The sequence below is a fragment of the Microbacterium testaceum genome, from assembly GCF_029761935.1.
GTDB lineage: Bacteria > Actinomycetota > Actinomycetes > Actinomycetales > Microbacteriaceae > Microbacterium > Microbacterium testaceum_A.
This window is the reverse complement of the sequence record NZ_CP121699.1, coordinates 1,517,649-1,537,777: the sequence shown is the minus strand read 5'-3', so window position 1 is coordinate 1,537,777 and position 20,129 is coordinate 1,517,649. Positions and strand designations below refer to the sequence as shown.

Genomic DNA, 20,129 nt, shown 5'->3' with positions numbered 1-20,129 from the left:
GCAACCCCGACCCCCGGCGTGCGCGCAGCCGACAGGATGGCCGCATGACGACGGATGTGACGGTGGTCGGCGGCGGGATCTCGGGCCTCGCGTGCGCGCGGGCGGTTCAGGATGCCGGTCGCTCGGTGCGCGTGCTCGATCGCGGGCGCCGGGTGGGCGGGCGTCTGTCGAGCCGCACGATCGACGGTCGACCCGTGGACCTCGGAGCCTCGTACTTCGTGGTCGGCGAGGCCGAGGGCTTTGCGCGCGTCGTCGCCGACTGGGAGGAGCGCGAGCTCGCGCGGCCGTGGACCGACACGTTCCAGGTGATCGACGCCGACGGCGGGTGGACGCCCAAGCCCGGACCGATGCGGTGGGCCGCTCCCGCCGGGTTGCGTTCGCTCGCCGTCGACCTGGCCGGGGGCCTCGACGTCTCGTCGGAGCGCGTCGTCGAGAGCGCGGCGCCGTTCCGCGTCGACGGCGAGGATGCGGGTGAGGTCGTCCTGGCGATGCCGGCCCCGCAGGCGGCACGGCTGACCGGCGAGGCGCCCGGCGGCGCGCAGGAGTGGGAACCGGTGATCGCGGTCGTCCTGCGCTGGGACCGACGGCAGTGGGATGCCGACGTGCACGGCGCCTTCGCCGACGGCGACGCGGACGTGTCCTTCGTCGCCGACGACGGCGATCGCCGCGGCGACGACGCCCCCGTGCTCGTCGTCCACACCACGGCGGACCGCGCCCGACAGCACCTCGACGACCCCGAATCGGCGATCGCGCCGGTGCTCGCGGCGACCCGGCGGCTGCTGCGCATCGACGTCGAGCCGGTGTCGACGCACGCGCATCGCTGGACCTTCGCCCGGCCCGCCGGAACGACCGGACAGCCGTTCCTCCGCTCGCCGGGGCTCTCCGCGTGCGGGGACGCGTGGGGCGACAGCGCCGCCGTCCGCACCGCGTGGGCGTCGGGCGATGCCCTGGGGCGGGCGCTCGCGGCATCCTGAATCACGTCGAGGACACGCGCGGGCGGTGAGCGCGCGCGAATCCCGGGCGCGCCGCGGAATCGCCGAGGACGGACGGGGGGATCGACGTCGGTGGCCCTCGGGGGTGTCGAGGGCTCCCTCTATGGTGAGGCTATGGATGCCGGTATCGACGTCGCAGGAGTCAAACGGTCCTTCGGCGCGGTGCACGCCGTGCAGCAGGTGACGTTCACGGCCCTCCCCGGTCGGGTCACCGGGCTCGTCGGGCCCAACGGCTCGGGCAAGACGACCCTCATGCTCATGCTCGCGTCGCTGCTGCGGCCCGATGAGGGCGAGATGCGCATCGGCGGCATCGACCCCGTCTCCGACCCGGCCGGCGCGCGTCGCCTTCTCGGATGGATGCCGGACTCCCTGGGCGCGTGGCCGAGCCTCACCTCGCGCGAGGTGCTGGTCGCCACGGCGCAGCTCTACGACCTGTCGCGAGACGACGCGCGGGCCCGGGCCGACCACCTGCTGGAGCTCGTCGACCTCGGTGCGCTCGCCGCCTCGCCCGCTCGCGTGCTGTCTCGCGGGCAGAAGCAGAGACTGGCGCTCGCGCGTGCTCTGGTGCACGACCCCCGGGTGCTGTTGCTCGATGAGCCCGCGTCGGGCCTCGATCCCCAGGCGCGTATCGCCTTGCGCGTGCTGCTGCGGCGGCTGGCGGGCGAGGGGCGCACGATCCTCATCTCGAGCCACGTGCTGTCCGAACTCGAAGAGGTCGTGGACGACGCCGTGTTCATGGTCGACGGGCGGACCGTCGGCACCGATCGCGTCGCCGCCGCGGCGACCCGCGTGCGGGTGTGGCGTGTGCGTGTCGCCGCAGACCTCGCTCGGTCGACCGAGTCCGTGCGGGGCGACGTTACGGCCGCCCTCGGGCGGACGGCCGAAGAGGTGCGGGTCGACCGGCGCGACGTCCTCGTGCCCTTCTCCGACGAGGCGGCAGCGGTCGCGGGGCTGCGCTCGCTCGTGAGCGCGGGGCTCCCGATCGTCGAGTTCGCCCCGGCAGTGGGCGACCTCGAGCACGCGTTCCTCGACCTGAGGGCCGAGGCCTCGCCTCCGACACCCGACCTCCCCGATGGCCCGGCGGGGCCGCGAGATGCGTCTCCGCCCGGCTCCTGGGCGCCGCCCGCCGCGCATCCTGTGACGGATGCCGATCGCACCGACGACGGGAGCACCTCGTGAACCTGCATCGCCTGCGCACGATCATCGGCATCGAGCTGCGCCAGCGCGTGCGCTCCGTCGGGTGGTACGTGCTCCTCGGCATCTTCGCCGTCATCCTGGTGGCTCTGCTGAGCCTCTCGTTCGCCGCGTTCTCGCTGACGACCGGCGGCAGCGAGTGGTTCTTCTCGCTCGTCATCATGCTCGTCCTGCTGCTCACGCTGTTGGTGTCGCCCACTTTGAGCGGGAGCGCGGTGAACGGCGATCGGGATGCCGCGACCCTCGCACCCGTGCAGGTCACCCTGGTCACCACGAGCGAGATCGTGATCGGCAAGTTCCTCGCCGCGTGGATCTCGGGACTGGCGTTCCTCGTCGTGGCGCTGCCGTTCCTTGTCGTGGCCACTCTTGCCGGCGAACTCAACGCCGCAGCGATCGTCACGTCGCTGCTGATCCTGATCATCGAGGTCGGCGTCGTGGCGGCGATCGGGGTGGGGCTGAGCGCGGTGATCGCCCGGCCGATCTTCTCGGTCGCGTCGACGTATCTCTTGGTGGCGGCGTTGACGGTGGGCACGCTCATCGCCTTCGGGCTGGGCGGGGCGGCTCTGCGCACGCAGACGACGACGATCAGCCGCGACGTCGATGGGAACGCGGTGCCCCTGGGGTGCGACCTGAGTTCGCCCTCGACCTCGCCGAATTGCCCGAGCTACGACGAGCTGCCGTGCGTGGAGTCGAGCTATGTCTCCGAGCAACCCCGGTTCGATCGCGTCTGGTGGATCCTCGCGGCCAACCCCTTCGTCATCCTCGCCGACGCGACTCCGCCGACGTACGAGAACGGCAACCCGACCGATCTGTTCTCTCAGATCGCGTCGGGCGTCCGCCTGGCGCAGATCGCGCCCGATGCGACCACGTCGTTCGACGGGTGCGCTCTCTCGCGCGGGTCGAGCGTCGAGTCGTATCCGAGTACCGAGCAACGGATCGCGGGCACCGCGCCGAGCTGGTTCGTGGGGCTGTTCTTCCAGCTGCTGCTGGCCGGTGGGCTGCTCGCGTGGGGCATCTCCCGCACGCGGACGCCCGCGAAGCGGCTGCCGCCCGGGACGCGCATCGCCTAGCTGCCCACGCGGTCATCGAGACCGAGCGAACGAAGGGGCGCCCCCTGCCGCAGCAGAACGGGCGCCCCTCTCGAGTGCGGGGAAGGTCAGGCGTGACCTTCGGCGGCGGGGAAGCCGGGGTCGTCGGCGGGAGCGGCGTCACCGTCGAGGGCGTCGCCGGTGCGGTCGTCGAGGTTCACGTGCTCCTCGGCCTGGGCGGCGTCTTCGCGGACCTCGTCGGTGACGGCGTCGGTGGGGGCGGCCGAGTCGGCGCGGGCGTCGTCGGAGTGGCGGGAGGGGATGTCAGGAGTGCTCATGCGTTCACGTTCCTCCCCCCGGACGGTGCGGGCGACCGGCTTGACACGGTCAGTCGGTGGCATCCGGGATCGATGACTCCACCGCGGGCCATGCCGGCAGGGGGTCGTCGAAGGCGAGCCAGGTCGCGGGGCCGCCGGCGAACTCCTCGTCGGTCAGGACGGCGTGGTCGAGGAGGTGAGCGAGCTTGGGCGCCGAGAGGTCGAGACCGGTGAACACGATCTCCTGCCCCAGGCCCATGCGGCCGTCGTCGGCGCCGAGCGGTTCGATCCACATCGCGGACCCGACGTGTTCCCAGCGGGCCAGGATGCCGGGGCGCGATGCCAGGCGGCAGAACCCGGCCGAGCGCACCAGCCGGCCGGCGGCGCCGGCGTCGAGGCGATCGAGGGTCGCCGAGAGGCGCGCGGGGTGGAACGGCCGCACCTGCTCGTACGCGAGCGTCATCACGCGGTTGTCGCGCATGTAGGGGTCGTGTTCGCCGTTCAACGCACGCACCCACCCCGCCCGCTCGAGGATCTCGCCCTCGTGCGTCGCGGCCGAGCGCAGGTCGCTGAGCGGGTCGCGCGACAGGCGCACGACGGCGGCGGGGTTCAGGTGCGACGCCAGCGCCATCTGGACGGCGAGCGCCGGCGTGGGCACCTGCTCCCAGTTGACCCAGACGATGCGCGTCGCAAGCTCCAGCGCCAGCGCGGCCTGGCGCGCCCGGGCGCCGATGTCGCCGCGGGTGTCGCCGGGTCTCGCGGATGCCGAGAGGGCGGCGTCGTCGAGGAGGTCGCCGATCATGTGGCGGGCGTCGACCACGCACACCGCCTCGACCTCCGACCCGCCGCGCGCCGCGATCGCGTGGATCAGGTCGACGTCGGTGCCGAGGTCGACCACGGTCTGCGCGTCGTTCGCCCGCGGGCGGGGGAGGGGGAGCGCGTGGGACACGCGCAGGTCGGCGTAGCGAAGCAGGTGAAGGGGGCGTGAGAGCGCGACGGCGGTCCGTTCCGCGTAGGTGCGGCGCTCGGGGGCGCACACGCCCATGATGGCGATCGTGCGGGGCATGGCATCCACCTCTCATTTGTCAGGGGAGTGGGGACACTCTAGCTTGTTATTGATAACGCTTATCAACAAGGAGGATGCCATGAAGGTCCGCGCGTCGATCAGATCCCTGAAGAAGCAGCCCGGTGCGCAGGTCGTGCGTCGACGCGGCAAGGTGTTCGTGATCAACAAGCTCAACCCGCGCTTCAAGGGGCGGCAGGGGTGATCGTCGCCCTGCCGCGATAACGGAAACGAGAACCGTTCCCGAATAGGTGAACACATTGCAATTTGTGCATGTGTGTGGTGATCTGGATGCCGTGGACAAGATCGCGGGGCTCGAGGAGGCCGCCGAGCTGTTCAAGGTTCTCGGCAACGAGTCGCGCCTGGCGCTCGTCTGGCTGCTGAGCCGCGAACCGCTCACGGTCGGGGCGCTCGCAGAGCTTGCCGGATTGTCGCAGCCGCTGGTGTCGCAACACCTGCGGATTCTGCGGCAGTCGGGACTCGTGAGCTCGGAACGCGAGGGCAAAGAGATCCGTTACGCCCTCGCCGACCAGCACGTCGCTCACGTCGTGCTCGACGCGATCGCCCACGTCACCGAACCGACCGATCAGGGGAACGAAGAATGAGCACTGCTGAGACCCACGCCGAGCACTCCGTCGACGAGCACGCGCACGGCGACGACTGCGGCCACCAGAAGATCGAGCACGGCGACCACGTCGACTACGTGCACGGCACGCACCACCATGCGCTGCACGGCGATCACTACGACGAGCACGAGTCGAAGGCGGAGCACGGCGTCGACGAGCACCGTCACGGCGACGACTGCGGCCACGAGAAGGTGACGCACGACGACCACGCCGACTACGTGCACGACGGCCACCGCCACGCGCTGCACACCGATCACTACGACGAGCACTGAGCTCGAGCGGCATCCCGTGTCACGAGCGCGGGGTGTCTCGAGGCCCGCTTCCCCCTCGGGGTGGCGGGCCTTTCGCGTGGGCTCCGTCAGGCCTGGACGCGGAAGGAGCGACCCTCGAACGTCACGACGTCGCCCACCTGCAGCTGGCGGCCGCGGCGGCGGTCGACCTCGCCGTTTACCTCGACGTAGCCGTCGATGATGGCCTCTTTGACGTCTCCGCCCGAGTCGAGGATGCTGGCGAACTTCATGAACGGGCCGAGGCGGATGCCCTCGCTTCCGACGGGCACATCCTGGGGCGCGGAGGAGGTCATGCGTCCAGTCTGACAGCAGTCACGAGATCGTCGCGGATGTCGGAACACTGCTCCATCGCGTCGGCACGTCGCGCATGAGGAGGGCGTGGTCGAACTGCGCTGCGCCGTCGGGCAGGGCGTCGAAGAAAGTCGAGGAGAGGGCGGTGACGGCGATCGGCTCGACCTTCCACGCGTCGGTGTCGAGCCGGAGCCCCTCGAGCGCACCGGAGCGGGTGGGCGACCAGCCCACGGCATCCTTCCGGAAGAAGGTTGAGGACTGCTCGAGGGTCTCGAAGAGGGTGCTGCGGAACGGGATGCCGGGACCCCGGCGCGCGGCGACGCGGACGCGCAGATCGTCGGCCTCGACGCGGACCTCGAGGTCGTCGGCGGTGGAGCGGAAATCGACGCGGGCGGCGGCGTGCGTTCCGGGGAAGACACGTCCGCCGACCAGTCGTGCGAGAAGAGATGAACTGTGTCGACGGGGGATGTAGACGCCTGTCTGCGGGCCCTCGGCAGTGTCCCCCTCGACCGCGATGCGGTGGGCGGCGTTGCGGCTGTGGTGGCCGATCGCCGGAGCGAACCACGCGGGGCGGAAGGCGGTGAGGTGGATCAGGCAGACGCCGGCCACGGCGCTCCCGTCGACGAGCTGGGGGCGGATGCCGTCGGGCAGCAGCGACCGGGCGACGTCGGGGTCGACGCGGTAGTTCACGAGCACGCGCTGTGCGATCGTCGCGGCCATCCGGGGGATGGGGGCCACGGGGCGCCTGCTCGCCGTCCATCGACCCAGGGTGTCGGTCTGCGTCGTCATCGGAACTCCTTCGCTATTTAGCGAAGAAGCTACACGCAATTTAGCTTGAGTGCTAGATTGAGGATCGTGACCGACGCGGCATCCGACATCTTCGCGGCTCTCGCGCACCCCACCCGCCGCCAGATCCTCCAGGACCTGAAGGACGGCGAGATGGCCGCGGGTGAGATCGCGGCGCGGTTCGACGCCAGTGGGCCCACGATCTCTCGGCACCTCGGTGTGCTGCGCCAAGCCGGTCTCGTCTCCGAGCGACGTGACGCGAACCGCATCCTGTACTCGCTCGTGGGGGAGCGTCTGGCACTGTCTGTGGGCGATTTCCTGTCGACGGTGTGCCCCGAGCAGATCGTGCTGCGCGAGGTACGCAAGAGGCGTCCCGCCCGAGGCGGAGCGCTGCCGGCGGAGGCGTAGGAGCGCCGCGGGTCAGTGTGACGGGGAGTCCTCGGCCGCGCGTCGCCACGAGGCGATGTGCGGGGGAAGCTCGACCGTCAGCGTGACCCAGAAAAGATCGTCGTTCATCGCCCGGTATCCCGCGTGCGACGCGATGTTGCGCATCGTTCGGAGGGCGGTGACGACCTCGGCGGGGGTGTCGGCGACGAACGGCGCGAACTCGTCGGTCTCGAAGAGCGCTGCGGCTCGGATGATCGCCATCGAGCCGGACGCGTACGACGGCGAGGTGCGCCGGAACGCGCTCCTCCCTCCGCTTGTCGCGTGGCCGAGGAAGGCCCCGATCGCGTCGCGACGCTCTCGAGGAAGTTCGCCTGGGCATGCGGTGCAGGAGGCTGCTCCGCCCTCGGTGCGCGCCGGAAGCGCGCGGCCGGTTGCGACTCGGATTCCGTCACAGGGCGGCCAACGCCGTCGAGTCGAGGAAGGAAGGCCGGTGCTCGTCGTCGACGATCACGTCGACGGCGAAGCCCGTGAGCTCTTCCACGGTGTGCGTGAAGGCTGCGATGTCGAAATAGCCGCGTCCGGCGTCGACGCGAGCGAGAAGGTCGATGTCCGACGTGAAGTGATCGGCGCCGGTCGCGACCGAACCGAAGACGCGGATGTCGCGGAGTCCGTGCCGCAGCCCTGCCTCGACGATCGCTTCGGCTTTCTCTTCGACGGCCAGGCTGGGTCGGTAGTCGGCGGCCCGCAGCAGGCGCTCGAAGGCGTCGTCGCTGGGGTTTCTCGTCCCGTTCTCGATGGCCGCCACATTGGGCTGGCTCATCCCGGCCGCTCGCGCGAGATCTGCCTGAGACATCTTGCGGTCGAGGCGCGCAGCTCGCACGAGGTGCGACGCGCGGCTGCGGTCGAAGCTTCGGGTCACGGCTATACCTCCGTGATATACCCTAGCGATCCGTCGATCTGCCAAGGGGTGTCGACGCGACGGCGGGAGTCGAACCCGCCACGCCTTCGGTTATGAGCCGAGGCCCGGGACCGCCCGGATCGCCGCGATGTGCCCCCACGCTAACCCGGGGCGCGCGAGCGGCGAAGGGGCGTTGCGCGAGGTGACGGGATGTGTCGCCGTGTGGCGGTGGGGCCTCGATCAGCGCCCGGATCGCCCGTCGATGATCGCCCTCGTTGAGTGCTCGAGGTGCGCGCGCACGACCCGCTCGGGGTCGCGGAGCGCCTCTTCGACGTACGCGCGGTGCTCCGCGGTCAGCGCCCCGGGCGCGTAGGCGGGCCGCACGTGCGTGAGCAGCAGGCGCATCTCGCCGTCGAGGCGGCGGTACTCCTCGGTGATGCGCGGAGACCCCGCCGCGGCGACCAACGCCAGGTGCACGCGGGCGTGCGCGTCGAGGGTTCCCGCCCAGTCGCCTGCGGCCTCGGCGTCGGCGAGAGCGTCGAGGGCACTGTCGACCTCGGAGGGGCGGATGCCGCGATGCCGCACGATCCGCAGCGCCTCGGTCTCGAGAGCGCAGCGCAACTGCTGCAGGGCGATCAGGGCGTCGTCGTCGAGCTGGGACACGCGGACGCCGCGGTAGGGCTCGGCCGTGGCGAGCCGCTCCGCCGTGAGGCTCGCGAGCGCCGTGCGGGCGGTGTGCCGCGAGATGCCGTGGGTCGCGCTGAGCTCCTCCTCGCGCAGGGGGGTGCCGGGGGCGAGCTCGCCCGACAGGATCGCGGCGCGCAGGGTGTCGGCGACGGCGTCCGCGGTGCGGGGACCGGGCAGGGGCGCGTCACGGCGGCGCGGGTGCGTCTCGCCCATGCCCGCCGCGGTGCCGTCACTGGTGTCACGCGCGGGCCGTGGCATCCGGGACCTCCTCACGCCTGCGAGACGGAGCCGACACCACGGCGAGACCCACCGCGATGAGGGCCAGGCCGATGCCGCTCACGAGAGTGAGGTGCTCGCGCAACACGAACAGGCCTAGAAGCGTGGCGCCGAGGGGCTCGGCGAGGGTCAGGGTCGACACCGTGACGGCGCTCAGGCGGGCGAGCCCCCATCCGAACAGCAGGTACGCGATCGCCGTGGTCACGACCCCGAGCCAGAGGGCGAGGGCCAGGCCGTTCGGGGTGAGCAGCCACGACGTCCCGGCGAGGACGAGGACGGGAAGGCTCGCCACGGCGGCGACGCCGAATACCGCTCCCATGACCCGTGTGGAGTTCCACCCCCTCTCGATCAGTGCTTTGCCGCACACCGTATAGAGGGCGTACGACATTCCCGCGCCGGCCGAAGCGAGCAGGCCGCCGGGCGCGAGAGCGGTCGCCCCGCCCGTCACACCCGACACGAGGACCACGCCGATCAGCGCGACGGCGGTCGCGAGCATCCAGCGCGGCGTGGGAGCGCGGCGCAGGCGGACGGCATCGACGATCCCGGTCGCGATGGGTGCCGAGCCGAGGGCGACCACCGTGCCGATCGCGACGCCGTTCTCGCGCGTGCCCAGGAAGAACAGCGGTTGGTACGCGAGGACGCCGAGGGCTCCAACGGCGATCAGCGCCGCGGTGGACGCGCGGGATCCGCTGCGCGCGCGGCCGGGCGAACGCTGAGCGAGAGCGAGAAGGCCCAGGATGCCGCCTCCCACCACGATCCGCGCCGCTCCGACCGCGAGGGGGGAGGCGTCGACGCCCGCGAGGGCCTGCGCCGTGCCAGTGGTGGAGAAGCACAGCGCCGCGGCGAGGATCGCGAGGGCGGGAAGCATGTATAGATTGTTACACAATCCGGCTCTTGGCGTGAGTCAGCTGCCAAGCGACGTCACCATCGATCGCAGGGCTTGCAGGGCGGCCGCCTGCTCGGCATCCGTCATTCCGCTCAGCATGCGCTTCTCCACCGAGCGCACGGCCGCGCTCGCGGCGTCGAGGGAGCGCCGCCCCTTCGCGGTGAGGCGGGTGGGGAGGGCCTTTCCGACCGGAGGGGCATCGGGGCGTTCGACGATCCCGTCGCGCTCGAGGCTCTGCAACAGCACGTTCATCGATTGCCGCGTGACGAAGGCGCCGCGCGCGAGCTCGGAGTTCGACAGGCCCGGCCGCTGGGCGAGGAGTTCGAGGCAGGAGTAGTGCGTGATCGTCATGCCGAGGGGGCGCAGCACGTCTTCCATCGCCGCGCGCAGCGCGCTCGCCGCCTCTTTCAGGAGGTAGCCCAGGGAGGTGTCCAGGTCGATCGCCTCTTGCGTCATGTCAGTATTCTGACATACAGTGGGTGTCAGATAACTGACACGTAAGGAGACTCTCATGCCCGTCACCGGACCCGACTTCATCTCACTGCAGGTGCGCGATCTCGCCGCCTCGCACGCCTTCTACGAGAAGTACCTCGGCCTGCGCCGTTCACCCGCCGGCCCGCCCCACGCGGTCGTCTTCGACACCGCGCCGATCGCCTTCGCACTGCGCGACCTCGCTCCCGGCACCGACCTCACCGGGGTCGCCCAGCCCGGTGTTGGCGTCGCCCTGTGGCTCCACGGCACCGAGGTGCAGCAGATGCACGACGCGCTCGTCGCCGACGGGCACCGCATCGTGATGGAGCCGATCGACGGCCCCTTCGGGCGCACCTTCACCTTCGCCGACCTCGACGGGTACCACGTGACCTTGCACGACAAGGCCTGAGTCCCGTCGCGCACGCGCGTGGTGTCGGCATCCTGGATCGCCGTTCGGAGAAGGATGCCGGCACCCCGGCGCTCGCGCGAACTCACGCGTGCCGCTGCTCACCGCTGACCGGTCGGGAGCCCTGAATCCGACGGGTAACGTAGGCATATGGCGACGACGGCGGGGCGAGGCATCCTGGCCCTCAGCGTCGCCGCGATCCTCCTGGCGATCGGCACGGTTCTCGCCGTGATGGTCGACCCGTTCGCGCGAGAGCAGATGACGGTCGACCCGGCGACGGAATGGATCGCCCGGGTGCTCCTGGCCCTCGGCGTGGTCTGGCTGCTGATCGGAGCGGTCGCCGCCCGCACCCGTCTGGTCCGCCGCCCCGGGGCCGCCGCCGCGCGCGCGTCGTGGATCGCGTCGACCCGGCCCTGGCGGGCGCGCGAATCGAGCCTCGGCCTGCTGCCCCTCGATCGCTGGCTCATGATCGTCGTGCCGGGCGGACTGCTCGTGCTCACGCGCGTGGTGCAGACTCCGCGCGACGGGCTGTGGGGAATGGCCATCGCCGTGGCCGGCTGGCTCCTGTTCGCCGCCGCGGTGCGGCTGCTCCTCGGGCGACGCTCGCCGTGGCCGATCATCGCGGCCGTCGGCGGCGCGCTCGTCCTGCGCTGCGTGGTGGCGTTGCTGGCTGTATCGCTGTCGGGTCCCGAGGGGATCTGGGAGGCGATCTGGGCGCAACCGTGGGTGCGCATCCTCTACCTCGCGGTCGCTTTCGCGCTCGTCGCGTGGGTCTTCGTCGTGGCCGGCTGGTCGCTGTCGGCGCAGCTGGGTCGGCGCCGCGCGGCCGGCGTCGCGCTCGCCGGCATGGGCGTCGGGTACGCCCTACCCGCGGTGACCATCGCCGTGGTGGGCGCGCGGGACGCGCTGCGCTCGTGGAACGAGCAGATCGGCATCCTGCCCTGGGATCTGGCCCGCTTCGCGGGGGTGCGCGACGGGGCGTTCCCCATCGAACTCATGACGGTCACGGCGGTGGTCGGGGGGATCGCGACGGTGGTCGGCATCCTGCTCGCCCTGCCCCGCCGGGTGTACGTGCGCTCCGCGCGCTGAGCCCTACCGGCCGAGCGTCTGGTCGAACGGTCCGCCGCGACCGATCTCGCGCACCTCTTTGCCGAGCGGCATGAGCGACACGGGGACGAGCTTGAAGTTCGCGATGCCGAGCGGGATGCCGATGATCGTGACGCACAGCAGCAGCCCGGTGAAGATGTGCCCCAGGGCGAGCCACCAGCCCGCCAGGATCACCCAGACCACGTTCCCGAGGAACGAACCGACGCCGGCCGAACGCTTCGCGACGATCTCGCGGCCGAACGGCCACAGGGCGTACAGCCCGATGCGGAAGGACGCGATCCCCCACGGGATCGTGAGGACGAGGACGCACAGGACGATCCCCGCGGCGAGATAGCCGAGGAAGAGCCAGAAGCCAGAGAGCACGAGCCAGAGGACGTTGAGGATCAGCCGCATGGATCCATCATCGCGGTGTCGGCTGAACGGCATCCGGGGTGTGACTCTGCGACGCTAACCGGGGCCCGGCCCGCGCGCAACCGCCCCGCGCGGTGCGGGCGGCGTCGTTAGCGTGGGTCACCGAGGGAAGGAACCCGCCATGTCCGACATCACCCGTGCCACGCCCGAGCGCCGCGTCCTCTCGAGCTTCAGCGACTACACCGGGGCGCAGGCCGCCGTCGACCGCCTGTCCGATGCCGGGTTCCCGGTCGAGCACACCGCGATCGTGGGAACGGGTGTGCGCATCGTCGAGCAGGTGACCGGACGCCTCACGCGCGGCCGCGCCGCGGGTCTCGGCGCCGCCTCGGGTGCGTGGTTCGGCCTCATGATCGGGGTGCTGATCGGTCTGCTCAGTGTCGGTGGCTTCCTCGGTTTCGTCCTCCTGGGGCTCGTGCTCGGTGCCGTGTGGGGCGCGGTCTTCGGCTTCGTCGGGCACTCCTTCACGGGCGGGCGCCGCGACTTCTCGTCGGTGCAGGGCTTCGAAGCCGAGCGCTGGGACGTGACGGTGGATGCCGAGCACTTCTCGCGCGCGCAGTCGCTGCTGTCGTCGGGGGCGGCGGGCGAAGCACGCAGCTGAGGCGTTCGCGGGGCCGAAGAGCTGGGGTGCGGGGGCCGTTGGCCGGTCCCGGGGCGTCGTTCGTGGCCCCGGGGCGCGATCCGCGGCCCCAAGCCCACGGTTGCACGCCGCGAACCCGCGGGCGTGGCCGCCGACGGGGCCGATGTCGGAGGCCCCGCCTAGACTTGACCACGCCATGACCGACGCCTCCACGCCTCTCATCGTCGACGGTCCCGGACCGTCGGCATCCCGACCCGACGCCGACCTCCTCGAGGGGCTGAACGGTCCGCAGCGCGAGGCCGTGACCTATCGCGGCCAGGCGTTGCTCATCGTCGCGGGCGCCGGCTCCGGCAAGACGAGCGTGCTCACGCGCCGCATCGCGTCGCTGCTACGCACGCGCGAGGCGTATCCCAGCCAGATCCTCGCGATCACCTTCACGAATAAGGCCGCGGGCGAGATGCGCGAGCGCGTGCACCAGCTGATCGGGCAGAAGGCCGACGGCATGTGGATCTCGACGTTCCACTCGGCGTGCGTGCGCATCCTGCGACGCGAGGCCGAGCAGTTCGGTTTCACCAAGTCGTTCACGATCTACGACTCCGGCGACTCGCGCGCCCTCATCAAGCGGCTCGTCAAGGAGCACGAGGGCGATTCGTTCGGCCTCACCCCCGCCGGCACGCAGAGCCGCATCTCGAAGCTGAAGAACGAGCTGGCGGATGCCGAGTCCTACGCGCGGTCCGCGAACATGAGCGACCCCGCCGAGCGTGTGTTCGTCGAGATCTTCGGCTCGTACCAGCGCGAGCTGCAGCGGGCCAACGCGTTCGACTTCGACGACCTCATCGCGCAGACGGTCTACCTGTTCCGGGCGTTCCCGCAGGTCGCCGACCGCTATCGCAAGCGGTTCCGCCACATCCTCGTCGACGAGTACCAGGACACCAACCACGCGCAGTACGCGCTCATCCACGAGCTCACGCGGCCTCCGGGATCGGATGCCGAGCCGTTCTCGTCCGGCGGCATGATGATCTTCGACGCCGAGCCCGCCGGCGAAGACGCCGCCTCGCTGACCGTCGTCGGCGACTCCGACCAGTCGATCTACGCGTTCCGCGGTGCCGACATCCGCAACATCAGCGAGTTCGAGCGCGACTACCCGGGCGCCAAGGTCGTGCTGCTCGAGCAGAACTACCGTTCGACGCAGAACATCCTCTCGGCGGCAAACGCGGTCATCTCGAACAACTTCGACCGCAAAGACAAGAAGCTCTGGACCGACGTCGGCGCGGGCGACCCGATCATCGGCTTCACCGGGTACTCGCAGCACGACGAGGCGCAGTTCGTCGCCGACGAGATCGAGGCGCTGCACAAGAAGGGGCTGCCGTACTCCGGAGTCGCGGTGTTCTACCGCACCAACTCGCAGTCCCGTGCGCTCGAAGAGATCTTCATCCGTTCCGCGGTGCCGTACAAGATCATGGGCGGCACCAAGTTCTACGAGCGCGCCGAGATCAAGGACGCGCTCGCGTACCTCATCGCCGTCGCGAACCCCGCCGACTCGATGGCGCTGCGTCGCATCCTCAACCGTCCGCGCCGCGGCATCGGCGATGTCACCGAGACGGCCATCGCTCGATACGCCGCCGAGCACGGCATCACCTTCCGCGATGCCCTCGCCAACTCGGCCCAGATCGGTGTCGGCCCGAAGCTGCAGAAGGCCATCGACCAGCTCGACGCGGTGCTGACCGAGGCCACGGCGATCATGCTGCCGGCATCCGGAGAGCTCGCCCCCTCCACCTCGGTCACCGAAGGCCTCACGCTGCTGCTGAACAAGAGCGGCTACTTCGATGCCCTGCGCGCCAGCAAAGACCCGCAAGACGAGGCGCGCCTCGAGAACCTCGACGAGCTCGTCGCCGTGACCCGCGAGTTCGCGCGCAACAACCCCGAGGGCACGATCATCGACTTCTTGACCGAGGTCACCCTCGTCGCCGATGCCGACGATCTCGACGACGCGTCGGGCTCGGTGTCGCTCATGACCCTGCACACGGCGAAGGGCCTCGAGTACGACGCGGTGTTCCTCACCGGTGTCGAAGAAGATCTGCTGCCGCACCGCATCTCGGCGAACGAGCCGGGCGGTCCGCAAGAGGAGCGGCGGCTGTTCTACGTCGGCATCACGCGGGCCCGCAAGCGCCTGCACCTGTCGCTCGCGATGACCCGCGCGCAGTTCGGTGAGGTCACGGTGGCCATGCCCAGCCGGTTCCTGCAGGAGATCCCCGCCGACCTCATCGACTGGCGGCAGTCGCCGGGCGACGTCAACGGCCGTGGCGGCTCGCAGTCGCGCGCGCTCAACGCCCGCGGCGGACGACGCCCCGGCCAGCCCGGGGGCGGAAGCCGGTACGGTGACGACCTGGTGCCGCTGCCCAAGCGCGCGCCGGCCGATCCAAGCAAGTTCCCCAACCGCATCCCGGCCAAGGTCCGCGACAACGGCGACATGCAGCTGGCGTCGGGCGACCGCATCCGGCACGACGACTTCGGCGAGGGTCGAGTGGATGCCGTGACCGGCGAGGGCGCGAAGCGCGTGGCGCACGTGCGCTTCGACACCGTCGGCCCGAAGAAGCTGCTCGTCAAGATCGCGCCGATCACCAAGCTGTAGGCGCCGTGCGCTGGGCGCTGCGCTGAGCGCTGGGCGCTGGGTTGGGCGGCAGGCGCCGGGTCTCCCGCGTGCGGGCGATCTTCCCCGCGCGCGGGGCGGTTCGGGGTGCGTTCCGTGCACCGGGGCGTGCGCGGTGCACCCCGATGCACGTGCGGCGCCCCGTTGCCGCGGTTCGCTCGTGTGGGGCGGTCGCGGCGGAGGTGGGACAAGGCTGCCGGCGCGCACGTGCAGCACCCCATCGCCGCAGTTCGCTCGTGTGGGGCGGTCGCGGCGGAGGTGGGACAAGGCTGTCGGCGCCGAGATTCTCAGGGTGGGGCGCGTTCTTCCGTTTGGGGCGCGAAAGATCGCGCTCGAAACGTCATGCCCAGCCCCAGAGCCTGTGCCTGAGCCCGCCGAGCCCGCGTCACGGGCGCCCCGCCAGTTCCATGGGCCGCACCTGCCGAGCCCACGGCGCCGCGCTCGGCGGACCGGGCGGGCCCCCACGGAGCCGCGCTCGCGGACCGGGCTGGGGAGCGGGCGGGGAGCGCCCCGGCTAGGCTGAAACAATGGCTCTCTTCTCGCGCCGCAAGAAGTCCGACTCCGACGACGCATCGGTCGACCGGCCCGACACCACGATCGAGCCGGGCGAACAGCCCATCGATCCCGCGGGCCCGAGCGACGCTGCTCCGGCCCCGGAGGTTCCGGCCGAGGCCGCGCCCACCGTCGGCATCTCGATGTCGTCGTTCCGCGGTGTGGGCGCCGGCCCCGACGCCCCCGAACCGTCGTCGACCCCGCCCGTCGCTGCTCGCCCTTCGGCGCGTCAGCCCGGCGCGATGGAAGCCCCCGAGGCGCCCGAGACGGTGCCGGGGCTGCGCGACAACGTGCTGCTCGGCAACGCTCTCGCCGAGATCGAGGGGCAGCCCGAGCCCGCTCAGCTGCTCAACATCGCGCGTCAGCTGCTGCAGGGGCACGTCTTCCTGCGAGTGAAGGGCGACGCCCGCGCGCTGCTGGCCGAGGGCAAAGACCTGCCGCTCGCGGTGGCCAACAACGGCGACGAGCAGCTCGTGCTCGCCTACAGCGGTGGACCGGCGCTGCGCGCCAGCGTCGACGCCGATGGCGACCGCGACACCTCGGCGATGGGGCAGCCGGTCATGGCACTGCTGCGTCACGTGCTCGCCGGTCCCTACGCGGGCATCATCCTCGACCCCGCGTCGGGCGCGAATCGCGCGGTGCTCCCCAAGGCGCTGCTCGAGCGCATGGTCGCCGAAGTCGACCCCGAACTCCGCATCAAGACGGCCCTGTGCGAGACCCGCGACGACTCCACGGCATCCACCATCGTCGACGCGATCGTCGCCGAGGCTCCGCTGTGGATCGGCGTGAACCGCTCCGAGGAGGGCGGCCCGATCGGCGTCGCCGAGTCACGCTCGGCGACAGGCGAGCGTTTCCTCGAGGTGTTCACGCACCCGCTCGAACTGCTCGCCCTCGGTCGCGGCGACCAGCCGCTGCCCATCACGCGCGACCAGCTCGCGAAGGCGCTGGCCGGGGACACCGGGCTCACCGGCATCCTGATCGATCCGGCGGGACCGTGGATGCGCATCGACCGCGACGAGCTCGCACCCGTGATCGCCCTCGCGCAAGAGGGCGCCGAACCCACCGCCTAAGACACGAACGACGGCGGGCCGATCCCTCTCGGGGTGGCCCGCCGTCGTTCGTGTCAGACCCCGTACAACTCGCCGACCGGCACCGCGACGGGCAGGACGTTGCCGGCCGGGGCCAGCGGGCACGCCCACATCGGGTCGTAGGCGCACGACGGGTTGTACGCGAAGTTGAAGTCGATGACCAGGGTGTCAGGGGCGGAGCCGCGGCCGAGGTCGGCGCCCTTGATCGTGTCGAGCAGGTAGCGCCCGCCGCCGTACGTGCCACCGGGGCGTCCGGCCGCGGCATCCCGCACCGGGACGAACAACCCTCCGCCGTACGAGGTGAGCCGCCACACATCGAGCGAGCCCGTGTCGGGGAGCTCGACGCGACCGATGCGTTCGAATCCGACCTCGCCGTCGGTGCCGGTCGTGGCGACGAACGACGCCTCGTCGGCGTCGAGCAGCGGCACCTCGAACCGCCACGCGGCGTCGTACGGCGCCAGCGGCAGCCCGACGAAGCCCTGGCGCTGTTCCGGAAGCAGGGGAGTGGCCGGGTGATCGGCGAACAGCGCGTCGCGCTCGATCCGCCAGAGCTCGTGAGCGTCTTCGGGGTCGTCGGCTTCGCGCACGGCGTCGTACAGCGCGAATACGCGGCGGCGCCAGTCGGCGATGTCGAGGGCGGAGCGGGCGGCGGCGGAAGTCATATACCGAGCGTAGGACCGGGGCGGATGCCGCGGCTCGGGCTGGACACGCCCGCCGCGGGGCGTCGGTGCTGTGCGTACGTGGCCCCGGTGCCACTTCTGGCGCCCCGGGGCCACGGATGGCGACCTGATCCGCGCCGGATGCGGTGTGGCCCAGGGGTCGGATGCGGTGCGCGGGCCGAGCGAGGGTGGCAGGGAGCGTGCGGGTGCCGTGCGTAGGTGGCCCCGGGGCCATCTCTCGCGCCCCGGGGCCACGAAGCGCGCCCCGGAACGGCCGCGGCGCCCCACGGCAAGGGTGCCCCACGAAACGTGCCCCGGAACGGCCGCGGCGCCCCACGGCAAGGGCGCCCCACGAAGCGTGCCCCGGAACGGCCGCGGCACCCCACGGCAGTGACGCCCCACGGCAGTGACACCCCGCAGAAGCGGAGCCCCGCCCGAATGCCCGCAACGGGGCAGACACGGCCCCGGCCCGCGCACTAGCGTCGGGTCATGGCATCCCCCCGCATCACGCTGACCGTTCCGGGACCCGAGGGCGAGCGCGAGGTGGGCATCTCGAACCCCGACCGCGTGTTGTGGCCCGAGGTCGGAATCACCAAGCGCGAGCTCGCCGAATACCTGATCGCCGTCGCCGACCCCTTCATCGCCGCGAACGGGAACCGGCCGGTCTCGCTCGAGCGCTTCCCCGAGGGCGTCGGCGGTGAGGCGTTCTTCTCGAAGAACCCGCCGAAGGGTGCGCCCGCTTTCGTCGAGGCGGTGACCGTGACGTACAACAGCGGGCGGCGGCATCCGCAGCTCTTCCTCGGCGAGATCGCGTCGGCGGTGTGGGCGGCGCAGATGAACACCATCGTGTTCCACCCGTGGGCCTCGCTCGCGACCGATCCCGACCACCCGATCGAGCTGCGCATCGACCTCGACCCGCAGCCGGGAACGGGTATCGCAGAGGCCGTCACCGCCGCCCACGAGCTGCGCGCTGTGCTGCGCGAGGCGGGGCTCGAGCCCTGGATCAAGACCAGTGGCAACCGCGGCCTGCACGTGTTCTGCCCGATCGAGCCGACGCACGAGTTCCTCGACGTGCGGCACGCGGTGATCGCCGCGGCTCGGGAGCTGGAGCGACGGATGCCGGATGCCGTGACCACCAACTGGTGGAAGGAAGAGCGCGGCGAGAGGATCTTCGTCGACTTCAACCAGGCGAACCGCGACCGCACCATGGCCGGGGCGTATTCGCCACGGGCCCTTCCGACCGCGACGGTGTCGACGCCGGTGGCCTGGGACGAGCTCGACGACCTCGACCCGCTCGCGTTCACCGTGCGCTCGATCCCCGAGCGACTGGCATCCGTCGGTGATCCCTGGAAGGGGTTCGCCGACAAGCCCGGACGCATCGACACCCTGCTGGAGTGGTGGCAGCGCGACCTCGACAACGGCCTGGGCGAACTGCCGTTCCCTCCCGAGTTCCCGAAGATGGCGGGAGAGCCGCCGCGCGTGCAGCCGTCTCGGGCGAGGAACCCGGAGGCCTAGGGCGTCAACGCATCGCCCGCGGCGCTGCGGTAGTACAGCACCGCGCGGCCGTAGCGCGCCCGGTTCAGGAGCCCGGCACGCTCCATCACGCGCAGGTGCTGATTGATCGCGGAAGTCGAGACGCCCAGTTGGAGAGCGAGATCGGTGGAGGATGCCGGCTCGCCCAGGGCCGCGAGCAGGGTGGCGCGCGTCCGCCCGAGCAGGTCGGACACGGCGTCCGGCGCGGGCTGCCCGCTCGTCGACCACATCGCCCCTTGGCCGCGGGCCGGGTACATCACCGTCGGCGGCAGGTCGTCGTCGATGGGCGTCGAGACGCGGACCGTGAAGATCGAGGGGACGAGAGTGAGCCCGTCACCGCGCACCGGGCGACGGCGGATCTCGGGGTTCCACAGCCGCACGTCGAGGTGGCGGCCGTCGTAGCGGGCGGCATCCGAGAGTCCGTTGAGGACGGTGCCCATTCCGGATTGCGCCGCGATGCGGCCGCGGTAGGCGATGTCGGCGCGCAGCACGGTGCTCATGCGCGCCCAGTGCGGGGCGAAGCACAGATCCCACGTGGTGGCGAGGGCGCGTTGCAGGCGGGCGATGACCAGGTCGTGTCGGCCCCGGAACACCGCGGGCACCTCCCCGTGCACGCGCTCGAGGTCGGTCGTGAAGTGGGCGCGGGTGATCCGTCCGAGCGCGGTCAGCTCGTCATCGAGAGAGGTCAGCGGAGAAGCCGGCCGAGGGTTCACGAAGTCGGCGGTCCAGGTGCGGTCGTTGACGAGCGCGAGCAGCACCTCGAGGTCGAGCAGCGGGCGCACCGACGCGATCCGCTCGAGCCACGGGCGCTGCAGCGGAAAGCCGTCGGGCTGTGAGAGCGCGCGCAGACCGAGCCCGAGTTCGGAGAGCGGCGAGATGCCGAAGCGGATCGCCGAGATGTCGGCGGCGTCCAACTCGTATCGGATCATGAAGCCCCACGCTACATCGATTGAA

At 71.3% G+C, this 20,129-nt stretch carries 25 protein-coding genes and 1 tRNA gene; 13 read left to right on the top strand and 13 right to left on the bottom strand.

Features of this window, described 5'->3' with window-relative positions; all coding sequences use genetic code 11:
- Window positions 1–44 precede the first annotated feature (44 nt).
- From QBE02_RS07480 to QBE02_RS07470, 3 genes are all read left to right on the top strand, one after another.
- Window positions 45–974 (top strand): NAD(P)/FAD-dependent oxidoreductase, encoded by a 930-nt coding sequence (locus QBE02_RS07480; protein ID WP_279367748.1) that lies wholly within the window; start codon window positions 45–47, stop codon window positions 972–974.
- A 132-nt stretch (window positions 975–1,106) separates the two neighbouring features.
- Window positions 1,107–2,171 carry an ABC transporter ATP-binding protein gene (locus QBE02_RS07475; RefSeq protein WP_268103315.1) on the top strand — a complete coding sequence of 355 codons (1,065 nt, stop codon included), beginning with the start codon at window positions 1,107–1,109 and terminating at the stop codon, window positions 2,169–2,171.
- Window positions 2,168–3,256 carry an ABC transporter permease gene (locus QBE02_RS07470; RefSeq protein ID WP_279367747.1) on the top strand — a complete coding sequence of 363 codons (1,089 nt, stop codon included), beginning with the start codon at window positions 2,168–2,170 and terminating at the stop codon, window positions 3,254–3,256. The genes QBE02_RS07475 and QBE02_RS07470 overlap by 4 nt, the downstream gene beginning before the upstream one ends.
- An 86-nt stretch (window positions 3,257–3,342) precedes the next feature.
- On the opposite strand, the gene QBE02_RS07465 is transcribed toward QBE02_RS07470, so the two are convergent.
- Both QBE02_RS07465 and QBE02_RS07460 read right to left on the bottom strand, forming a co-directional pair.
- Window positions 3,343–3,552, bottom strand: coding sequence for a hypothetical protein (locus QBE02_RS07465; RefSeq protein ID WP_268103317.1), 210 nt, complete (start codon window positions 3,550–3,552; stop codon window positions 3,343–3,345).
- Window positions 3,553–3,601: 49 nt separating this feature from the next.
- Window positions 3,602–4,597: a GTP-binding protein gene (locus QBE02_RS07460; protein WP_279367746.1), complete on the bottom strand. Its 996-nt coding sequence runs from the start codon at window positions 4,595–4,597 to the stop codon at window positions 3,602–3,604.
- A gap of 79 nt (window positions 4,598–4,676) precedes the next feature.
- Between QBE02_RS07460 and ykgO the strand changes: the two genes are divergently transcribed.
- The 3 genes from ykgO to QBE02_RS07445 all read left to right on the top strand — a co-directional run bounded on the left by ykgO (window position 4,677) and on the right by QBE02_RS07445 (window position 5,492).
- Window positions 4,677–4,799, top strand: coding sequence for a type B 50S ribosomal protein L36 (ykgO, locus tag QBE02_RS07455; protein WP_268103319.1), 123 nt, complete (start codon window positions 4,677–4,679; stop codon window positions 4,797–4,799).
- Between the two features lie 91 nt (window positions 4,800–4,890).
- On the top strand, window positions 4,891–5,199 hold the full coding sequence (locus QBE02_RS07450) for an ArsR/SmtB family transcription factor (protein ID WP_279367745.1): 309 nt from the start codon (window positions 4,891–4,893) through the stop codon (window positions 5,197–5,199).
- Window positions 5,196–5,492: a hypothetical protein gene (locus tag QBE02_RS07445; RefSeq protein WP_279367744.1), complete on the top strand. Its 297-nt coding sequence runs from the start codon at window positions 5,196–5,198 to the stop codon at window positions 5,490–5,492. The genes QBE02_RS07450 and QBE02_RS07445 overlap by 4 nt, the downstream gene beginning before the upstream one ends.
- A gap of 86 nt (window positions 5,493–5,578) precedes the next feature.
- Here the strand turns inward: QBE02_RS07445 and QBE02_RS07440 are convergent, their stop codons facing one another.
- Together QBE02_RS07440 and QBE02_RS07435 are read right to left on the bottom strand one after the other, a co-directional pair.
- Window positions 5,579–5,803, bottom strand: a complete 225-nt coding sequence (locus tag QBE02_RS07440) for an RNA-binding S4 domain-containing protein (RefSeq protein ID WP_279367743.1) — start codon at window positions 5,801–5,803, stop codon at window positions 5,579–5,581.
- Window positions 5,804–5,822: 19 nt separating this feature from the next.
- Window positions 5,823–6,590 carry a DUF2071 domain-containing protein gene (locus QBE02_RS07435; protein ID WP_279367742.1) on the bottom strand — a complete coding sequence of 256 codons (768 nt, stop codon included), beginning with the start codon at window positions 6,588–6,590 and terminating at the stop codon, window positions 5,823–5,825.
- A gap of 66 nt (window positions 6,591–6,656) precedes the next feature.
- On the opposite strand from QBE02_RS07435, the gene QBE02_RS07430 reads away from it, so the two are divergent.
- A complete protein-coding gene (locus tag QBE02_RS07430) occupies window positions 6,657–6,995 on the top strand; it encodes a metalloregulator ArsR/SmtB family transcription factor (RefSeq protein WP_279367741.1) in 339 nt (112 codons plus the stop codon).
- 12 nt (window positions 6,996–7,007) lie between these two features.
- Here QBE02_RS07430 and QBE02_RS07425 read toward each other — a convergent pair whose 3' ends face one another.
- The 6 genes from QBE02_RS07425 to QBE02_RS07400 all read right to left on the bottom strand — a co-directional run bounded on the left by QBE02_RS07425 (window position 7,008) and on the right by QBE02_RS07400 (window position 10,177).
- Window positions 7,008–7,235: a hypothetical protein gene (locus QBE02_RS07425; protein WP_279367740.1), complete on the bottom strand. Its 228-nt coding sequence runs from the start codon at window positions 7,233–7,235 to the stop codon at window positions 7,008–7,010.
- A gap of 187 nt (window positions 7,236–7,422) precedes the next feature.
- Window positions 7,423–7,893, bottom strand: coding sequence for a helix-turn-helix domain-containing protein (locus tag QBE02_RS07420; protein ID WP_279367739.1), 471 nt, complete (start codon window positions 7,891–7,893; stop codon window positions 7,423–7,425).
- A gap of 54 nt (window positions 7,894–7,947) precedes the next feature.
- Window positions 7,948–8,020: transfer RNA gene (locus tag QBE02_RS07415), tRNA-Met, on the bottom strand.
- 92 nt (window positions 8,021–8,112) lie between these two features.
- Complete coding sequence (locus QBE02_RS07410; RefSeq protein WP_279367738.1) at window positions 8,113–8,817, bottom strand: GntR family transcriptional regulator; 705 nt, start codon at window positions 8,815–8,817, stop codon at window positions 8,113–8,115.
- Entirely contained in the window at window positions 8,798–9,703 is a 906-nt protein-coding gene (locus QBE02_RS07405) for a DMT family transporter (RefSeq protein ID WP_279367737.1), read from the bottom strand. The genes QBE02_RS07410 and QBE02_RS07405 overlap by 20 nt, the downstream gene beginning before the upstream one ends.
- A 36-nt stretch (window positions 9,704–9,739) precedes the next feature.
- On the bottom strand, window positions 9,740–10,177 hold the full coding sequence (locus QBE02_RS07400; RefSeq protein ID WP_279367735.1) for a MarR family winged helix-turn-helix transcriptional regulator: 438 nt from the start codon (window positions 10,175–10,177) through the stop codon (window positions 9,740–9,742).
- Window positions 10,178–10,232: 55 nt separating this feature from the next.
- Here QBE02_RS07400 and QBE02_RS07395 point away from each other — a divergent pair, with 55 nt between their 5' ends.
- A complete protein-coding gene (locus QBE02_RS07395; RefSeq protein WP_279367734.1) occupies window positions 10,233–10,601 on the top strand; it encodes a VOC family protein in 369 nt (122 codons plus the stop codon).
- 147 nt (window positions 10,602–10,748) lie between these two features.
- The gene (locus tag QBE02_RS07390; RefSeq protein ID WP_279367733.1) at window positions 10,749–11,687 is read left to right on the top strand and encodes a hypothetical protein; all 939 of its coding nucleotides are present in this window, start codon (window positions 10,749–10,751) and stop codon (window positions 11,685–11,687) included.
- 3 nt (window positions 11,688–11,690) lie between these two features.
- On the opposite strand, the gene QBE02_RS07385 is transcribed toward QBE02_RS07390, so the two are convergent.
- On the bottom strand, window positions 11,691–12,098 hold the full coding sequence (locus QBE02_RS07385) for a YccF domain-containing protein (RefSeq protein ID WP_279367732.1): 408 nt from the start codon (window positions 12,096–12,098) through the stop codon (window positions 11,691–11,693).
- Between the two features lie 139 nt (window positions 12,099–12,237).
- Between QBE02_RS07385 and QBE02_RS07380 the strand changes: the two genes are divergently transcribed.
- From QBE02_RS07380 to QBE02_RS07370, 3 genes are all read left to right on the top strand, one after another.
- Window positions 12,238–12,714, top strand: a complete 477-nt coding sequence (locus QBE02_RS07380) for a general stress protein (protein WP_074696539.1) — start codon at window positions 12,238–12,240, stop codon at window positions 12,712–12,714.
- Window positions 12,715–12,889: 175 nt separating this feature from the next.
- On the top strand, window positions 12,890–15,325 hold the full coding sequence (locus QBE02_RS07375; protein WP_279367731.1) for an ATP-dependent helicase: 2,436 nt from the start codon (window positions 12,890–12,892) through the stop codon (window positions 15,323–15,325).
- Between the two features lie 545 nt (window positions 15,326–15,870).
- Window positions 15,871–16,965 carry an SseB family protein gene (locus tag QBE02_RS07370; RefSeq protein ID WP_279367730.1) on the top strand — a complete coding sequence of 365 codons (1,095 nt, stop codon included), beginning with the start codon at window positions 15,871–15,873 and terminating at the stop codon, window positions 16,963–16,965.
- Between the two features lie 53 nt (window positions 16,966–17,018).
- Here the strand turns inward: QBE02_RS07370 and QBE02_RS07365 are convergent, their stop codons facing one another.
- On the bottom strand, window positions 17,019–17,645 hold the full coding sequence (locus tag QBE02_RS07365; protein ID WP_279367729.1) for a DUF1684 domain-containing protein: 627 nt from the start codon (window positions 17,643–17,645) through the stop codon (window positions 17,019–17,021).
- A gap of 486 nt (window positions 17,646–18,131) precedes the next feature.
- On the opposite strand from QBE02_RS07365, the gene ligD reads away from it, so the two are divergent.
- Complete coding sequence (gene ligD, locus QBE02_RS07360; protein WP_279367728.1) at window positions 18,132–19,157, top strand: non-homologous end-joining DNA ligase; 1,026 nt, start codon at window positions 18,132–18,134, stop codon at window positions 19,155–19,157.
- Here ligD and QBE02_RS07355 read toward each other — a convergent pair.
- The gene (locus QBE02_RS07355) at window positions 19,154–20,104 is read right to left on the bottom strand and encodes an ArsR/SmtB family transcription factor (protein WP_279367727.1); all 951 of its coding nucleotides are present in this window, start codon (window positions 20,102–20,104) and stop codon (window positions 19,154–19,156) included. The genes ligD and QBE02_RS07355 overlap by 4 nt on opposite strands.
- Between the last annotated feature and the right edge of the window lie 25 nt (window positions 20,105–20,129).

Coding starts and splice junctions, on each gene's coding strand:
- ykgO (WP_268103319.1), top strand. CDS start 4,677: ATGAAGGTCCGCGCGTCGATCAGATCCCTGAAGAAGCAGCCCGGTGCG.
- QBE02_RS07355 (WP_279367727.1), bottom strand. CDS start 20,104: ATGATCCGATACGAGTTGGACGCCGCCGACATCTCGGCGATCCGCTTC.
- QBE02_RS07385 (WP_279367732.1), bottom strand. CDS start 12,098: ATGCGGCTGATCCTCAACGTCCTCTGGCTCGTGCTCTCTGGCTTCTGG.
- QBE02_RS07445 (WP_279367744.1), top strand. CDS start 5,196: ATGAGCACTGCTGAGACCCACGCCGAGCACTCCGTCGACGAGCACGCG.
- QBE02_RS07395 (WP_279367734.1), top strand. CDS start 10,233: ATGCCCGTCACCGGACCCGACTTCATCTCACTGCAGGTGCGCGATCTC.
- QBE02_RS07465 (WP_268103317.1), bottom strand. CDS start 3,552: ATGAGCACTCCTGACATCCCCTCCCGCCACTCCGACGACGCCCGCGCC.
- QBE02_RS07390 (WP_279367733.1), top strand. CDS start 10,749: ATGGCGACGACGGCGGGGCGAGGCATCCTGGCCCTCAGCGTCGCCGCG.
- ligD (WP_279367728.1), top strand. CDS start 18,132: ATGGCATCCCCCCGCATCACGCTGACCGTTCCGGGACCCGAGGGCGAG.
- QBE02_RS07380 (WP_074696539.1), top strand. CDS start 12,238: ATGTCCGACATCACCCGTGCCACGCCCGAGCGCCGCGTCCTCTCGAGC.
- QBE02_RS07405 (WP_279367737.1), bottom strand. CDS start 9,703: ATGCTTCCCGCCCTCGCGATCCTCGCCGCGGCGCTGTGCTTCTCCACC.
- QBE02_RS07410 (WP_279367738.1), bottom strand. CDS start 8,817: ATGCCACGGCCCGCGCGTGACACCAGTGACGGCACCGCGGCGGGCATG.
- QBE02_RS07375 (WP_279367731.1), top strand. CDS start 12,890: ATGACCGACGCCTCCACGCCTCTCATCGTCGACGGTCCCGGACCGTCG.
- QBE02_RS07460 (WP_279367746.1), bottom strand. CDS start 4,597: ATGCCCCGCACGATCGCCATCATGGGCGTGTGCGCCCCCGAGCGCCGC.
- QBE02_RS07440 (WP_279367743.1), bottom strand. CDS start 5,803: ATGACCTCCTCCGCGCCCCAGGATGTGCCCGTCGGAAGCGAGGGCATC.
- QBE02_RS07365 (WP_279367729.1), bottom strand. CDS start 17,645: ATGACTTCCGCCGCCGCCCGCTCCGCCCTCGACATCGCCGACTGGCGC.
- QBE02_RS07435 (WP_279367742.1), bottom strand. CDS start 6,590: ATGACGACGCAGACCGACACCCTGGGTCGATGGACGGCGAGCAGGCGC.
- QBE02_RS07370 (WP_279367730.1), top strand. CDS start 15,871: ATGGCTCTCTTCTCGCGCCGCAAGAAGTCCGACTCCGACGACGCATCG.
- QBE02_RS07475 (WP_268103315.1), top strand. CDS start 1,107: ATGGATGCCGGTATCGACGTCGCAGGAGTCAAACGGTCCTTCGGCGCG.
- QBE02_RS07425 (WP_279367740.1), bottom strand. CDS start 7,235: ATGGCGATCATCCGAGCCGCAGCGCTCTTCGAGACCGACGAGTTCGCG.
- QBE02_RS07400 (WP_279367735.1), bottom strand. CDS start 10,177: ATGACGCAAGAGGCGATCGACCTGGACACCTCCCTGGGCTACCTCCTG.
- QBE02_RS07480 (WP_279367748.1), top strand. CDS start 45: ATGACGACGGATGTGACGGTGGTCGGCGGCGGGATCTCGGGCCTCGCG.